Raw genomic sequence first — 16874 nt, forward strand, 5'->3', positions numbered from 1 at the left:
ATCGAAATAATAGCAAAGCAAAGAGCTTGATTATTGATGTAGCAGTTTATTTATGGCTTTATCAATGTGATAATTTTCGGTATCATAAAGCCAATCCGGGGGGATTGTTATATAACTATCAGGTCTGGAGTTCAAGTAGCTGAATATTATTTGAGCTTCATCTATTTCATCCTTGGCAATTGTGACAGAGGAAGAGACTGTATTGCCGCCAAAATAAGCCAATATATGATTTTTAATTATTGTATGTAATTTTTGCATATTTCTATTTTCAAGAGCATATTTTTTACTAAAAATTATTTTATTATTACTAATAAGAAATAACTTAACAATATCTTTGCTCAATGGTTCCATTACTACTATGTTATTGTCGCTTTCAGCAAATCTTAATGTTTTTTCTCTTTTTATTAATGAATTGATGCTATTGATATAATCCCTATATTTTGCTGCTTTTTCAAAATCTAGGTTTTTGGCAGCTTCTTCCATATTATGCTTCATATCTTCAATTATAGTTGAATCATTTCCTCTGAGAAAAGAAATAAAATTACTAATCACGTTATTGTAATATTCAACAGAAGAGTCACTGATACACATTCCTATACACAGACCCAGGGAATAATTCAAACACTGAGAGTTGTATTTAGATGTTTTACTACAAAGTATTTTATAACACTCTTTTATACCTTGGATTGCTTTTTCAACCGTATTTTTGCTTCCATATGGTCCGAAACATAAATTTTGCTTATCTTCAAACAGAGTATTAGATATTTTTATGCTTGGACATACTTCATCGGTTTTTATGACAATATAGACATAAGACAAGGGGTTTTTCATTAATCTATTATACATTGGTTTTAGTTCTCTGATGAGTTTGCATTCAAGAATCATAGCTTCAAGCTCTGTATCTGTGATGATATAGTCAAAATCCTTTAGATTTTTAATAAGCTTTTCTATTTTAGAAGAATGATTTGCTGAGTTTTGAAAATAAGTTTGGACTCTGTTTTTTAGATTCTTCGCTTTGCCTATATAAATAACATTGCCTAAAGAATCTCTCATTAAATATACCCCAGGCGATGTTGTAAGATTTTTCACTTTTTCTTTAATATCCATGTTTATCACCGCAATATTGAAATTCCACGATGGGCTTTTTAAACATTATAGCATATTTGGTTTAAAGCATTGAAGTAATTCTATACCTATGACATATTTCTGAAAATTGAGATGATTATTTCTATATGATAAAATTATTAAAGTGGATATTAAATCATGGAGAATAAAAAGGGGGAACCAAAATGCCTGATTCGCATATTACAAAAAATGCATTATCTGCAGCGATGAAGGAACTAATGGCTAAGCATCCTATGGAAAAAATAAAGATAAGCGATATAGCAGAATTATGCAATATGACACGACAGAGTTTCTATTATCATTTTAAAGATAAATATGATTTAGTTAACTGGATATTTTATAACGAGTTTGTGGCAAAGATAAATGAATCATCGGAAGTAAATGGATGGGAGTTAATTGAAGACATGTGCGAATACTTTTATGAGAATCGGGGATTTTATAGAAATGCGTTAAGGGTTAGAGGTCAGAACTCATTCTCTGATTATTTTAATGAAGTGATGCATCCCATAATTCATTCTCGATTAAAGGACATTATTCGAGATGATAAGAATAGTGACTTTTATGCAACTTTTTTCGCTGACGCTATCCGTGTATCCATAACTAGATGGCTATTAGAAGATGCAAAAAAGACTCCTCAAGAGTTTGTTGAGTTGATAAAAATGGCAGTTACAGGTTTGGCATATAAACTTATAAAAGAATCTAATGAAATTGACTCTTAACCTTTATTCATAATTCAATATGGTTCTACAATACTTAATTCGAATAACCCGGAGTTCTCTGATTGTTATAGGCATGGACAAGGATTTGAGACAATATTTGCATTAAATGTTTTTTGTCGTAATTTTTGACATTTTATATTTTCGTCAAATGAAAATATAAAGCAAATCTCCTAAAATATATTTATACAGATCAAAGGGGGATTTGTAATGAGAGACAAAAACATTATAGAGAACCTAGAAAGCTTCGGATTAAAAAAAGCCCTAGCATATTTGGATTCTGATCCTGATAACAATGTACCTAAGATGATCGATTGGATTGAACGATTTGATAAGCATGATATGGTAAAGGTACAGCTTAGAGCTGTAAAAAAGGTGCTAGCTGATAAGAATAATAATTGGTACAAGCTGGTTAAAGGCATTTACGCAGATATAGATAATGATGTGAGAAAAACTATTTTTGAAAACTTTATCATAAATGCTACAATTCTAGGAGGCATTAGGAGAAGCAAAGTACGAGAGGAGCATAAGTGCAATGTACCATGGGCTATTCTCATGGATCCAACATCAGCATGCAATCTGAAGTGCAAAGGATGTTGGGCTGCAGAATATGGAAACAAAATGAGCATGAGTATCGATACATTAGATGATATAATAACTCAAGGCAAAAAACTAGGAGTTTACATGTATATATACTCAGGAGGAGAACCATTGGTTCGAAAGAGTGACATAATAAAGCTTTGTGAAAAGCATGATGATTGTGCATTTTTAGCTTTTACTAATGGTACTTTGATTGACGAAGAATTTGCAGAAGATATGCTTCGTGTCAAAAACTTTGTTCCAGCCATAAGCGTAGAAGGATATGAAGAAGAGACAGATTCACGGCGCGGTGAAGGTACCTATAAGTCAGTTGTAAAAGCTATGGAAATACTGAAGAGCAAAAAACTTCCCTTTGGAATCTCTTGTTGCTATACAAGTAAAAATACAGAAGTCATAGGCAGTGAAGAGTATTTTGATGATATGATTGATAAAGGAGCGAAATTTGCCTGGCTATTTACATATATGCCAGTAGGCGTTGGCGCTGCAACTGAATTAATGGTTAGTGCTTCACAAAGGGAATACATGTATAATCAAATTCGCAAGTTCAGGGAAACTAAGCCGATTTTCACAATGGATTTCTGGAATGATGGACAATATGTTGATGGCTGTATTGCTGGTGGGCGTTGCTATTTGCATATAAATGCCAATGGAGATGTTGAACCTTGTGCATTTATTCACTATTCTGATTCAAGCATTTATGAGAAGACTTTACTTGAGGCTCTGAAATCGCCTTTATTTATGCAGTATCATGATAATCAGCCATTTAATGAGAACCATCTAAGACCATGTCCGCTTCTCGATAACCCTGGAAGACTAAGCCAAATGGTTGAAGCATCAGGCGCAAAATCTACTGACTTTCAACATCCGGAAGATGTGCATGATTTATCGGCAAAATGCAAAAGTGCCGCGGAGAATTGGGCACCTGTTGCTGACAGGCTATGGAGTTGCTCCCACAAATGTTCAGAATGTAATAGCGATGAAAAGATGAATTTAGCATAATCTTATAGATATATTTTTATTCAATTAGGATATTGTATTTAATATATATGGATTAGGTCCAAAGGCCTAATCCATATTGCTATAAACTATATGTTATTATCGAAATCATCTTTGTCCCCAAATGAAAGCATGAGATTTAGTATTATTCCTACAACGGCTGCAGTTGCTAGAGCAGGAAGTTGTATTCCAAATGCAGGAATCATACCACCTTCAAAGTTGAAGCTTCCGCCAAGACCTATTATCAATATTACTGCGATGACAGCAAGATTTTTTGCGCTGAACATATCAACCTTTTTATCCATCATTATTGTTATGCCCTGTGCCGCTATGACACCGAACAGGTATATGGAGAGTCCGCCGATTACAGCTTTTGGTATTGAGTATACGATATTTATGAGTGGTGTAAAGCATGATATTATCATGGTTATTATTGAGGCAGCAATAAGAACTGATACAGAGAAATTCTTGGAAATTGCCATGGCACTTATGTTTTCTCCGTAATTTGTTCCGGCAGGCCCACCTATTAAAGCAGATATGATATCTCCTATGCCATCACCTATAAGATTCAATCCCAGCTTGCTATCTAAATCGTATCTCTTGTTAGAACCTTTCTTTTTAGCCAAATCATTCACATATACATCAAGTTGGTAAATATGAGCGGTTGACTCAGGAACGGTTGCAATAGCAATGGGCATTATTGCAATGACAGCTTGCCATGTAGGCTTAGGAAATGTGAATATGGGTAAGCTGATAATGCTATTTGAAGCTATGGTGTTAAAGTTAACAAATGGTATACCAGTTGCTGCACCTATTATGAGTGCTGATACATACCCAGTCATGAGACCGAATAGTATCGGAAGCTGACTAAGTTTTCCTCTTAAATAAACCGAGTACAGTATGGTTGAGAATAATGTTACTATAGCGATAACCCATGCCCAATTTGTCGCAATTGCTTGACTTGCTTCTGGAATGTTCTGGGGTATGGAAGAAGCATCAGCCAATGCATTTGCTGATAATGATAAACCTATTATAATTGCGATGCTTCCCGTTACTGTAGGAGGAAGTACCTTATCTATGGCTTTTTTTCCGCTTTTTCTTATTATCAGTCCTGCTGCTATTGATACCAAGCCGGACATTATAATCCCAAACTGTGCAATTGATATTTTGTCATTAAGGGAATATCCTGCAAATGCTTCGGCGCTCATTATGGAAGCTATTGCTGCGATATAGGAGAAGCTTGATCCATAATAAAGTGGAATTTGCTTTCCAGTAACGAGTATAAAACCTAAAGTTGCCAAACCGCTTGCAAAAATGGTAGTTGATACATGAAAGCCTGTTATCAAGGCAACAAGAACTGTGGCTGGAAACATTACCACAATCTGCTGTAGTGCAAATAAGATTAGCTCAAAGAAAGGTGGTCTTTCATCTGGTAAGTAACCTAATACTTTGTTTGTAGTCATAATGATACCTCCTATAAATGTATGATTCGTGTGACTTAAAAAAGCGTAAAAAAAAATCTCGCACACAGCAAGATCATAATCATACATTGCCAGCTTAGGTATAATTATTAACCACAGCTGAATATGACAAATCTTACTGGTATCTCTGTACCTAGTTTAAAGATTTTTTTTACTTTTATAATTAAAACATAAGGATAATATTTTGTCAACTTTAAACTTTAATACTTTTGATTCTTTTGAAGATAATAATAAAGAGGTGATATTATGTCTGAAAACAAGAGAAAAGAAAAGCAGATGGGCCTGCCTATTGAAGAGCAAAACACGGCAGCCTGGGCAAATATTGATAGATTTCAATCTCCTGAATCAAGAGTTCCGATACCTAATTATGAACAAGTAAAAAATGCCAAAGAATGGGTGGACAGCAATCAGAAATAAAAGAAAGGAGCAATGCTCCTTTCTTTTATGCTTAGTACTTCATTTCAGACAATCTTTTATAGGTTTCATATCTTTCTCTGGCATGTTCTTCTGCTTTGCTGAACAATTCATCAGCCACATCAGGGAAGACATTCATGATCTGTGAATATCTTATTTCTCCCTCTATAAACTTTCTAAAGGAGGCTTCAGGTTCTTTGGAGTCTAAAATAAATGGATTTTTGCCTTCCTTCCTAAGCATAGGGTTGTATCTGTAGAGATGCCAATAACCTGCTTCAACGGCTTTCTTTTCTTGGGCAACGCTGGTTCCCATGCCTGTTTTTATGCCGTGGCTTATGCAAGGAGCATAGGCTATTATGAGAGAAGGACCTTTATAGTTTTCTGCTTCTATAATGGTCTTTATCGCATGGTTCATGTTTGCTCCAAGAGCTATCTGAGCCACATAGACATAACCATAGCTCATGGCCATCATACCTAAATCTTTCTTCCTGATTCTTTTGCCTGCAGCAGCAAACTTTGCAACAGCAGCTGTTGGAGTAGACTTGGATGACTGGCCACCGGTGTTGGAGTAGATTTCTGTATCCAATACCAGAAGATTGACATCTTCACCCATGGCCAATACCTGATCTACACCACCATAGCCTATGTCGTAAGCCCAGCCGTCACCTCCAATAATCCATATGGATTTCTTTATGAGATAATCCTTTCTTTCCAGTATTTCTCTTACAATAGGATGACTATTATGATTATGCTTTTTCAAAGTTTCAAGAAGTCTCAGGGAAGCTTTTTTGGAACCATCGCCATCATCCATGTTGTCGAGCCATTCCCTAAAGGCAGCTTTACATTCATCGTCCAGATCCGATTCCAGACCAAGTCTCATCAATTGGCCCAATTTTTCTCTCATTTGTCTTACGGCTATAGCCATTCCAAAACCATATTCTGCGTTATCTTCAAACAATGAGTTTGACCAGGCAGGACCTTTGCCTTCTGCTGTAGTACTATAGGCTATGGAAGGAGCGCTGGCGCCCCATATTGAAGAGCAACCTGTAGCATTAGCAATCATCATCCTGTCCCCATATAGTTGGGTTATAAGTTTCACATAGGCTGTTTCTCCACAGCCTGCACAAGCTCCCGAGAACTCAAGCAAAGGTCTGGCAAATTGACTGTTTTTAACTGTTCCTTTATCCAATAAGTGAGACTTGTCGCGAAGAGTCATGGCGAACTCCCAGTTTTCCTCTTGTCTTACAATTTCCTCTTCTGCGTCTACCATTACCAAAGCCTTTTCAGGAGCAGGACATACATCTGCACAGTTGCCGCAGCCGGTGCAATCAAGGGGGCTTACTTGAATACGATAATGCAATCCATCAACTCCCTTTCCTACAGCTTTCTTTGTTTCAAAGCTGTGAGGTGCCTTGGATTTTTCATCTTCATCCAAAAGGAAAGGTCTTACTGTGGCATGAGGACAGATGAAAGAGCACTGGTTGCACTGAATGCATTTTTCTGTTTGCCATTGTGGAATCATAGGAGCTATGCCTCTCTTTTCATAAGCTGTGGTTCCAAGGGGATAGGTTCCATCCTCCATGCCCTTGAAGAAACTGACAGGCAACTCATCACCTTCATGCCTTGCCATGGGTCTTTGTATGTTTTTAACAAAATCGGGTTCTTCTTTGACGGGTAGATGTTCATCATGAGCCTGAGACCAGTGAGATGGAACATCAACTTTTATTAAGCCTTTAATGCCTTCATCTACAGCTCTGTTGTTCATCTCAACAATTTTTTCGCCCTTTTTGCCGTACATATCTTCTATACTTTGTTTCAGATACTTTACAGCATCTTCAACAGGAATAACATTGGCCAGTTTGAAGAAAGCAGCCTGCATAATCATGTTGATTCTGTTGCCTAGGCCTATTTCTCTGGCGATTTTCATAGCATCAATGATGTAGAACTTCACATCATTTTGTGCTATGCTTCTCTTTAAAGAGGCAGGCAGTTTTTCATCCAATTCTTCAACGGTCCATGGACAATTTAATACAAAGGTACCTCCTTTTTTAATGCCTTTAAGCAAATCAAAATGATTTACATAGGATTTATTGTGGCAAGCGATGTAATCAGCGTTATATATCAAATATGAAGATTTAATAGGTTTTTTCCCGAAACGAAGATGGGATATGGTTGAGCCGCCTGATTTCTTGCTGTCATAGGAGAAATAGGCCTGAGCATATAGATTTGTATGATCGCCTATGATCTTAACAGCAGACTTATTTGCTCCAACAGTGCCGTCAGATCCCAAACCCCAGAACTTACATTGAATAGTGCCTTCTGGAGTGGTGTCAACAATATCCTCTTCCGGGAGGGAAGTATTCGTTACATCATCCACTATGCCTATGGTAAAACCGTCCTTTGGTTCATCTCTCATCAGATTTTTATATACAGCGATAATCTGTGAAGGTCTTGTGTCTTTGGAACCTAAGCCATATCTTCCGCCTACTATCAAGGGTTGGTTAGTCTTGCCGTAGAAAAGGCTCTTCACGTCGAGGTATAATGGTTCGCCTGTGGATCCAGGTTCCTTTGTCCTGTCGAGAACAGCTATCCTTTTTACTGTGGAAGGCAACACATTGAAGAAATATTTTGATGAAAATGGGCGATATAGATGTACCTGTATCATTCCAACTTTTTCGCCTTTATTTAACAGGTAATCTATTGTTTCCTCAATAGTGTCGCAGACTGAGCCCATGGCTACAATTACATACTCTGCATCCTCAGCTCCGTAGTAGTTGAATGGTTTATAGCTTCTTCCGGTTAGCTTGTTTATTTCAATCATGTAGCTATTAACTATATCTGGCACTTTTTCATAGAATGGATTGGCGGCTTCTCTGCCTTGAAAATAGATGTCAGGGTTCTGAGCCGTACCTCTTGCCACTGGATGCTCAGGGTTAAGAGATCTGTCTCTAAAAGCCTTTAAAGCTTCGTAATCCAAGAGTTTTTCCAACTCTTCATATTCTAAGACTTCAACCTTTTGATATTCATGGGAGGTTCTAAATCCATCAAAGAAATGAAGGAAAGGAACTCTGGATTTTATTGCTGCTAGATGGGCAACACCCGCCAAATCAATTATTTCCTGAACGCTGCTAGATGCCAGAAGGGCAAAACCTGTTTGCCTTGTTGCCATCACATCCTGATGATCTCCAAAAATGGACAAAGCATGGGTTGCTATGGCACGAGCGCTTACATGAAATACTGCCGGTAGTAATTCACCAGCCATTTTATACATATTAGGTATCATTAGCAATAGACCTTGAGATGCAGTATATGTAGTTGTTAATGCTCCTGCCTGCAATGAGCCGTGGACAGCTCCTGCGGCACCGGCTTCAGACTGCATTTCTACCACTCTCACCGGTTGACCGAATATGTTCTTTTTACCATGGGCAGCCCATTCATCTGCTCCTTCTGCCATAGGAGTAGATGGGGTAATAGGGAAAATTGCAGCCACATCTGTAAAAGCGTAGGATATATGGGCAGCCGCCTGATTCCCATCCATAGTTTTCATTTTTTTTGTCATTGCTTTCTCCCTCTCTTACTATTTTGTTTCCGTATATAGATATATTGTTCGATTTTTTGAATATTTGATACATGATTAATCAAAGTATCGGAGTCAATAAATTTTTAATACATTTAAATACATATTGATTAATTATAAACATTCTGTTATTATGAAATTAAATATTGGGAGAATTTTGTAATTTATGCAATGAGTCGGCTGAAAAATGAGTACTCCAAATAATAGCAAGTATAAGCACAAATTTAAGAAATATGTTACAGGTTCTCACAATAGCATATTGGCTTAAATTTGGACAGGCATGAATAGTTGTTTATTGTGAAAGGAGGGTTACTATGAAAAAAATAGTTAGTCTTGTTCGCAGCAAATCCCTATCCATACTGGCTTTATTTGCACTATTTGTTGGTACCACTTCAGCTTCCGCAACAACATTGATATTATCTCAGCAGGTTAAGTGTCCGGAAGAATTGCTAAAATAAGGGGGTTTTCCCCTTATTTTGCCAATAATGGAGGGCTTTTATATGATCCAGCTCATTATAAATGAGGTGTTATTTGCAATATTAGAAGGAATATACGTTTTTTTAATGAGTTCTTCGATTACTATCAACGATAGAAAGACATATGTGAAGGAAAATAAGCTTAAGATTTTGCTATTTATTTGCATATATACAGTTTTTTCTTTTTGGATAACACTCAGTTTTCCTTTCGGCTATCATACTCTAATATTGTCAACTTCTATGGGTATAATGCTTAGTGTAATATTTAGAAATAATATGTTTATATCTGTGCTAGCGGTTGGTTTTGCCGGTGTTGTAATTGCTATTTCAGAATACATTATTGTTATTTTAGCAGGCGTATTCTTCGATATAAGTATGAATGATATTATAAATTATCCTTCTATAAAAATGATTTTTTCCATAATAGTTAAAACTGTTCAAATGATAATAGCTCTGGTAGCTTTTAATAGTAAACTTAAGCCAGTAATTAAACCTTCAGATAGGAAGTTAAGTACTGGTCTTGTTAATTATTCAGTTTTAGGCATTTATATGATGTGTGTTTTTATACTGAGTTTTAATTTTATGATTGATAATCTTGATGATTTGCTTAAATATGAGGTATTGTTATTTATTATTTTTTTAATATATATTACATTTGGAATCCTTGATTTTCAAGATAGAGTAAAGCTTTTGAATATACAACAAAAATTCACTTTACAAGCTGAGTACATAAATAATCTCGAAACTATGATAAACATTGTAAGAAGAGAAAAGCATGACTTTGCCAATCATTTGAATGCCATACATGCTATTTGTGTAATTAACAAACCTGATGCTCTTGAAAGAATAAAGAAATATATCAATGGCCTTACTAGTGGATTAAAGACATCATATAAAATATTTGAGACAGGGAATGTATATATTGATGGACTTCTTGTTGTTAAGAGCAATTATGCTTATGAAAATAGCATAAATTTTGACGTAGATATTGAAGTTCCATTAAGTATTTTGGATATAAAGGATAATGACCTTATAAGCATAATCAGCAACATTATCGACAATGCCTTTGAATCTTTGATATCATCAGAAAAAAAGGATAATAAGGCTGTATCAATGTGTACATATGTAGAGAATAATGAGTATCATATATCCATAGCCAACAACGGTCCCAAAATACCTGAAGCCATAATTGACAAAATATTTGACAATGGTTTCTCAACAAAGAAGCAAAAAGCTGAACATGGTTTGGGCTTATACATTGTAAAGAGCATGTTAAAAAAATATAATGGAAATATTGAAGTTATAAGCAGCGATGAAGAAACCGAGTTTATATTGAGATTTCCCATAAAGGATGAATGTTATGAGCAATATAGCCAATTGGTTAACCATGCATATTAAGAATAATGTACCTAATTTAACTGATTTGCAATTAATAAAGATTAAGTTTGGATTTGAGTGTTTGCTTAGCGAAGCTTCCAAAACAATTATATACATATTGCTTTTTGCTTCACTTTCTTTAACAAAGGAATTTTTGACGGCATTTTTATTCTTTTCTATAATAAGAGTTTTTGCGGGAGGACATCACGAAGAGACTTACTGGAGGTGCTTTCTATCATCCCTGCTATTTCTAGGATCAAGTATTTTTTTGGGAATATCCATAATCATTCCGGTATATGTAAAAATCGCAATTATAATTTTTTCAATTATTATAGCTTACATATTTTCTCCTGTTGACCATCCAAACAAGCCAGTCATCAACCAACAAAGAAGAAAAAAATTAAAGCACTTATCCATTTTTGTCGTTATCCTACTAGGTATAATTGGCATCAAAATGTCAGAGATATATTCAAATATTGCATTATTTACAATACTTGCGGAATCAATTTCTTTAATATTGGGATATATAAAGAAAAAGTATGTGTATAATTAATGTGGTTTATATGGATATTGTTACTGTTATAAAAAAATGGAAAAATAGATTACAATAAGCTGAAAGTTATTATACTTTCAGTTTTTTAATGCTTAGAAAGTATAAATTTACTTAATTTAACTTTTCGTTAAAGGCATTTAAAGAAAGGCTTCTTTGGTTGTTTTAAATGCTTCCAAAGGAGGACTTTCTTTTATTTATATGAGATTAACAAAACAAAATGATGCTTTGGAGTCCAAGGATATAATACAGATAGCTGCACAACTTTTTATATGCCATATCATGATATTTTGGTGTGAGAGATAAATATTGCAAGAGCTATTAAACATGAGGTGTATTTGAAATGACTGATAGGTCACATTGCTCAATTAAAATGTGAGTGCTATAATCAAATCATGAGGCATGTAGAAGAGGGGGTAATGCATAAAATGAAATCATATTTATTGGTTATGGTTTTGATAATTTCTATATTTGCAAATGCAATAACGGGGCAAGCTGATCCCTTTGCTACAGTGCAAGAAAAGTTAGATGGAATTACTGTTGAAGAAAAAAAGGTGTTGGAACAGTTTTTTATAATTATACAAGAAATTGATGTAATGGAAAGTGAAGAGGAAAGGATTGCCCAGGAAATTGCTGAGATAAACGATGATATTAAGACACTGGAAAACGAAATTTCTTTACAGGAAGAAGAGTACAAAGCAAAACAGAATGGATTGGAGCAGGTATTGAAGAGTTATCAAAGAATGGGTCCTGTTTCCTATATAGGCATAATACTGGAATCAGATAGCTTAAGTTCATTAATAAGAAGAATCAATATACTGCGAGATCTTGCAAGAAATACGGGAGAATTGCTAGATAAAGTAGAAGAGAGCAAAAACAAACTTATGGATAATAAAGATAAGCTTAAGTATAATATTCAACTGCTGGAGGACAGGCAGAGAGAGTTGGACGAGGCTCTGGAAAAGGCAAACACACTTAAGGTTGATTTGGAGGAGCTTATATCCAGCTTAGGAGAAGAAAAGGAATATTATAGGGATTATTTGACAAGTATGCAGATTGCATGGGATGAAGCAAAAACAATGTTTTCAAAAATTGCTGAGAACTTTTCTAAGATAGTGAACGAAAGCAATATATCTCCAGAGGAGTTGAATCTGTCTTTTTCAGCAAACGGAATAAAAAGCGTTATAAAGGAAGATACGATTAATGATATTATTTCAAAGGAAGCAGATTTAGAAGAAATGGTTATCGATTTTCAGTCTGAAAAAATCCGCATTGAGCTGCCAAAATGGAATCTAAATTTGAGTGGCAAATTTATTATAGATGGTGAGCATACCTTGATTTTCCAAGCAGAAGAAGGCAGTTTTTATGATATGAAGCTTGAGAATGGTTCAATAGAGGAGCTTTTTAAAGATAGACAGATGGTTTTGGATCTTTTGCCTTACCTAGGCAATAACGCCACTATCAAATCTGTTAAAATAGGAGAAGATTTCATGGAACTTATTATTGGCTGGAGTCTATTCTAGAATGATCCATAGGAGGTGATGTATTTGATTGAAGCTGAAGGTGTATGCCTTAACTATCCAGATGGCACAATGGCTTTGAGAAATGTTGATTTACATATAGAACCTGGTGAAATGATTTATATTACAGGTCCAAGCGGTTCGGGAAAGACAAGCCTGTTGAAGCTTTTTATAGGAATTGAGTTTCCTACCGACGGGAAATTGACTGTATTAGGACAACCTATAATCAGGGGACAAGCCTCTAAGATAAGACAAATGAGGAGATCCATCGGGCCTGTATTTCAAGATTTTCGTCTGGTAAATGGCAGAACAGCTATTGAGAATGTTATGCTGGGTGCCAGATTTTTGGATATGTCTAATAAAAAATTGAAGGAAAATGCGGTAATTGCTTTAAAAAAAGTTGGGTTAGAGAAAAAAATGTTTTCAATGGTGGAGCATCTGTCATGGGGGCAGTGCCAAAGGGTAGCTATTGCCAGGGCAATAGTGAGAAAGCCGAGACTTATCATTGCAGATGAGCCTACAGGCAATCTTGACAAAGATAATGCCATAAACATAATGGAGCTTTTTGCTTCATTGAAAGAAGAGAACACTACAGTAGTTATCACTACCCATGCAACTCATCTTATAAATAATTTAAGAGAAGGCAGACTTATTCATATTGAGAGCGGCATTATACATCAAGAAAGGCTGGATTGATATAGTGAAAACTATAATGAATAATTTTGGTTATTTTATGAAGGAAGCTAGAACAATCATCAAGATTAACTTCATGTCAAACATACTATCAATAGTGAGTATAGGATTGATTCTTTTTTTTGCTGCTGCTACGTTATCAAGTTGGTGGATAAGCAACCAAGTGGTAGAAATCATAGAGGATGAGGCAGAGATAAATGTTTATTTTGCAGAGGACATTGACAAGAAAAAAGTTGAACATATCATAAATAATATTGAGACTTTGGCTGGAGTTGAAGAAGTAAGATTGGTAGATGAAAATGAAGCCTATCATAGAATGGAGGAAATATTGGGGAAGGAAGCTAAAGTGTTACAGTATTTGGATGACAATCCTTTTAGTCCATATATTGAGGTGCAAATTGACTTAAAGTCTATGGAGTCTGTAATTGAAGGATTGAAAAATATTGAGGGCATAGATCAGATAAGAGATAACAAAGAGATTTTCGATAAAGTTCGTAACCTGTCATCTGTATTGAAAACCCTTGGGTATATATTTATTGTTGCAGTTGGAGCTTCCACTTTGATTATAATATCCCACATTATAAGGACAGGAATTTACGAGAACAGAGAGCAAATAAATACGCTTATATTGCTTGGTGCCCCGGATGGGTTCATATCTTTTCCATTTATAATTGAAGGGATGATTTTAACTCTAGGAGGAGGTTTGTTGGCGTCAATAATACTATCACTGACGCTAAGATATGCTTATTCTGTCATGACAGGACCTCTTCCGTTTATACCTCTACCTGACCAGAAATCCATGGTTACAAACCTGGTTAGTATGATTATGCTGTTAAGCGCTGTTTTAGGTTTACTAGGCAGCCTTTTCGGTTTGCGTTCAGCCAAGAGCAGGTAAAAGGAATAAAGGTTCAAAAAATTTGCAGGGATGGATTTTAATATAAAATTCTATCCCTTATTTCATAGATAAAAGATATATGCAATATAGATTATAAGTGAGAAAATAGACATGAAGGCCCAATATTTTATAAACCTAGGAGTGATAGAAGAATGATAAAATGGGTATTAATACAGATGTTTACAATTTTGAGTCTGTTTACAGGTTGTACTACGATGCTGCCTCATACAGCAGCCCAGCCAATAGCTGAAAAAGCAGCAGTAATGGAAGAATCAAATGAACATTTCATTAACTCATACTATATTTATGTGGAGTATCAAAAAGAGCAAAGCATATTAAAATGTAAAGAGAATATAACCTATATGAATAATCAAGGTGTTGACGTTGAGAACATAGTATTATATCTATATCCCAATCTGTATAGAAAACTGAGCACAGTTCCGGCTATAGGCTCGGCAGAGAAATGTTATCCCAATGGATTTGATCCAGCATATATTCAATTGACAAACCTGAAGATAGAAAATATGGAATTAAGCAAAGAGGTTTTACAGGATTATGATGATTTTTACATAGATATTCCTTTAGACAAACCTATAAAGGAAAATCACAGTGCGGAAATTGAAATAGAGTTTATAGTGAAGATTCCTGTCAGCACAACAAGATTTGGGCAATATAAAGATATAACTCAATTTACTTATTGGTATCCCATACTGGCTGCCCAGGAAGAGGGCAAATGGCAGATAAGAGATTATTCCAATATTGGAGAATCCAATTACAGTGATGTTGCCGATTATAATGTTGTGATAAAGTTACCTGCTGATGAAACCATAGCGTCCACAGGCAAAATAATATCTGAAAGAAACAGTGGCGAAGGAGGTTATAAAATAGTAGATATAAAGGCAGAAAAGGTTAGAGATTTCGTTTGGGTCAGCAGCCCGAACTTTATTATGGAAGAGCAAGTAATTAATGGTATAAAAATCAAGAATTATTATACCATGAAAAACAAAGAATTAGGACAAGAAGCTGATGAAATTGGAGCAGATGTTATTGCATATTTCAATGAGGTATTCGGAAAGTACCCCTATGATGAATTTTCAATAGTAGAAACCTATCTGACAGGTGGAGGAATGGAATATCCTCAGCTTGTCACTTTAGGACAAAGCCATTATAAAGATATGGATAAATTAATAAGTGTAATTGCTCATGAGGGAGCCCATCAATGGTGGTACGTGACAGTAGGAAATGATGAGCATATTTCACCCTGGCTTGATGAAGGATTTGCCAATTATTCAACTCAGCTTTATCTGGCCCACAGATTAGGTAATGATGATAAATTGGATTTATTAATGAAGAGCTATGAGAATCTAGAATCAGCAGATCATCCCGTAGAGGCTTCAGTTGCAAACTTCGCAAGTTGGAAGAGCTATAACGATGTCATATATAAAAAAGGTGCTTTAATCCTCCATAGATTGAGAAATATTGTAGGCGATGAAAATTTCTTTAAAATAATGCAAACCTATTATCAACGATATAAGTATAAAAACGCACATGTTATTGACTTTTTAAATGTAGTTGAAGAAATTTCAGGAAAAGAAGCGGTAGAAAAAATATTTAAATAGCTGTTGACATTAACGCAGCGTAAAGGTGTATGCTCTTATTGAAAGGAGGTAACAACATGGAATATACGGTGCAAAAACTGGCGAAGTTGGCAGGTGTTAGCAGCAGAACCTTAAGATACTATGATGAAATAGGGATCCTAAAGCCGGCAAGGATCAATTCATCAGGATATCGTATATATGGTCAGAAAGAAGTTGACAGGTTTCAGCAAATTATGTTCTACAGAGAAATGGACATGAGCTTGGAAGACATAAAAAGAATACTCGACTCGCCTGCTTTTAACGAAGCTGATGCACTGAGAGACCATAGGATAAAGCTCCTTGAAAAAAGACAGCAAATAGATAAGCTCATTGAAAATGTAGAAAAAACCATTGCCTTTTTGGAAGGGAGGATTAATATGAGTGATAAAGAGAAATTTGAGGGTTTTAAGAAAAAGAAGATAGAAGATAACGAGAAAAAATATGGCAAAGAAGCCAGAGAAAAGTATGGAAATGAAGCAGTAGATGAATCAAATAAAAAGTTCATGAACATGACACAGGAAGATTATGAGAAAACTGTGAAATTGGAGAAGGAAGTCAAGGATGTACTGGCTGAAGCCTTTAAAACCGGTGATCCGGCTGGAGAATTGGCACAGAGAGCCGCTGAACTTCATAAACAGTGGTTAACTATGTATTGGCATGAGTACAGCAAGGAAGCTCATGCTGGAGTAGCACAGATGTATGTGTGCGATGAAAGGTTCAGAGCTTATTATGATTATATGCAACCAGGAACAGCTGAATTTTTGAGGGACGCCATACTCATATATACTGGCATAAATAAATAATATACAGAAGATGT

14 protein-coding genes are annotated in these 16874 nt (G+C 35.4%); 11 read left to right on the forward strand and 3 right to left on the reverse strand.

The window, feature by feature from the left end; all coding sequences use genetic code 11:
• Positions 1–30: 30 nt before the first annotated feature.
• On the reverse strand, positions 31–1107 hold the full coding sequence (locus BUB48_RS05160; protein ID WP_073025178.1) for a UvrB/UvrC motif-containing protein: 1077 nt from the start codon (positions 1105–1107) through the stop codon (positions 31–33).
• 182 nt (positions 1108–1289) lie between these two features.
• Here BUB48_RS05160 and BUB48_RS05165 point away from each other — a divergent pair, with 182 nt between their 5' ends.
• Positions 1290–1844: a TetR/AcrR family transcriptional regulator C-terminal domain-containing protein gene (locus BUB48_RS05165; RefSeq protein WP_073025179.1), complete on the forward strand. Its 555-nt coding sequence runs from the start codon at positions 1290–1292 to the stop codon at positions 1842–1844.
• Positions 1845–2051: 207 nt separating this feature from the next.
• Positions 2052–3440 (forward strand): radical SAM protein, encoded by a 1389-nt coding sequence (locus BUB48_RS05170; RefSeq protein WP_073025180.1) that lies wholly within the window; start codon positions 2052–2054, stop codon positions 3438–3440.
• Positions 3441–3526: 86 nt separating this feature from the next.
• On the opposite strand, the gene BUB48_RS05175 is transcribed toward BUB48_RS05170, so the two are convergent.
• On the reverse strand, positions 3527–4900 hold the full coding sequence (locus BUB48_RS05175; RefSeq protein WP_073025181.1) for a uracil-xanthine permease family protein: 1374 nt from the start codon (positions 4898–4900) through the stop codon (positions 3527–3529).
• A gap of 264 nt (positions 4901–5164) precedes the next feature.
• Between BUB48_RS05175 and BUB48_RS05180 the strand changes: the two genes are divergently transcribed.
• The gene (locus tag BUB48_RS05180; protein ID WP_073025182.1) at positions 5165–5335 is read left to right on the forward strand and encodes a CDIF630_02480 family spore surface protein; all 171 of its coding nucleotides are present in this window, start codon (positions 5165–5167) and stop codon (positions 5333–5335) included.
• Positions 5336–5366: 31 nt separating this feature from the next.
• On the opposite strand, the gene nifJ is transcribed toward BUB48_RS05180, so the two are convergent.
• Positions 5367–8891: a pyruvate:ferredoxin (flavodoxin) oxidoreductase gene (gene nifJ / locus BUB48_RS05185; protein WP_073025183.1), complete on the reverse strand. Its 3525-nt coding sequence runs from the start codon at positions 8889–8891 to the stop codon at positions 5367–5369.
• A gap of 332 nt (positions 8892–9223) precedes the next feature.
• Between nifJ and BUB48_RS17530 the strand changes: the two genes are divergently transcribed.
• The 8 genes from BUB48_RS17530 to BUB48_RS05220 all read left to right on the forward strand — a co-directional run bounded on the left by BUB48_RS17530 (position 9224) and on the right by BUB48_RS05220 (position 16860).
• Entirely contained in the window at positions 9224–9367 is a 144-nt protein-coding gene (locus BUB48_RS17530; protein ID WP_084524381.1) for an AgrD family cyclic lactone autoinducer peptide, read from the forward strand.
• 42 nt (positions 9368–9409) lie between these two features.
• A complete protein-coding gene (locus BUB48_RS05190; protein WP_073025184.1) occupies positions 9410–10783 on the forward strand; it encodes a sensor histidine kinase in 1374 nt (457 codons plus the stop codon).
• Positions 10746–11315 carry an accessory gene regulator ArgB-like protein gene (locus BUB48_RS05195; protein WP_073025185.1) on the forward strand — a complete coding sequence of 190 codons (570 nt, stop codon included), beginning with the start codon at positions 10746–10748 and terminating at the stop codon, positions 11313–11315. Before BUB48_RS05190 ends, BUB48_RS05195 begins: the two co-directional genes overlap by 38 nt.
• A 425-nt stretch (positions 11316–11740) precedes the next feature.
• Positions 11741–12835 (forward strand): coiled-coil domain-containing protein, encoded by a 1095-nt coding sequence (locus BUB48_RS05200; RefSeq protein WP_073025186.1) that lies wholly within the window; start codon positions 11741–11743, stop codon positions 12833–12835.
• 24 nt (positions 12836–12859) lie between these two features.
• Positions 12860–13528 carry a cell division ATP-binding protein FtsE gene (locus tag BUB48_RS05205; RefSeq protein WP_073025187.1) on the forward strand — a complete coding sequence of 223 codons (669 nt, stop codon included), beginning with the start codon at positions 12860–12862 and terminating at the stop codon, positions 13526–13528.
• 4 nt (positions 13529–13532) lie between these two features.
• Positions 13533–14420 (forward strand): cell division protein FtsX, encoded by an 888-nt coding sequence (locus tag BUB48_RS05210; protein WP_084524389.1) that lies wholly within the window; start codon positions 13533–13535, stop codon positions 14418–14420.
• Between the two features lie 152 nt (positions 14421–14572).
• The gene (locus tag BUB48_RS05215; protein WP_073025188.1) at positions 14573–16039 is read left to right on the forward strand and encodes a M1 family metallopeptidase; all 1467 of its coding nucleotides are present in this window, start codon (positions 14573–14575) and stop codon (positions 16037–16039) included.
• A gap of 56 nt (positions 16040–16095) precedes the next feature.
• Positions 16096–16860: a MerR family transcriptional regulator gene (locus tag BUB48_RS05220; protein WP_073025189.1), complete on the forward strand. Its 765-nt coding sequence runs from the start codon at positions 16096–16098 to the stop codon at positions 16858–16860.
• Positions 16861–16874: the final 14 nt, after the last annotated feature.

Source organism: Lutispora thermophila DSM 19022, assembly GCF_900142105.1.
GTDB classification, from domain to species: domain Bacteria; phylum Bacillota; class Clostridia; order Lutisporales; family Lutisporaceae; genus Lutispora; species Lutispora thermophila.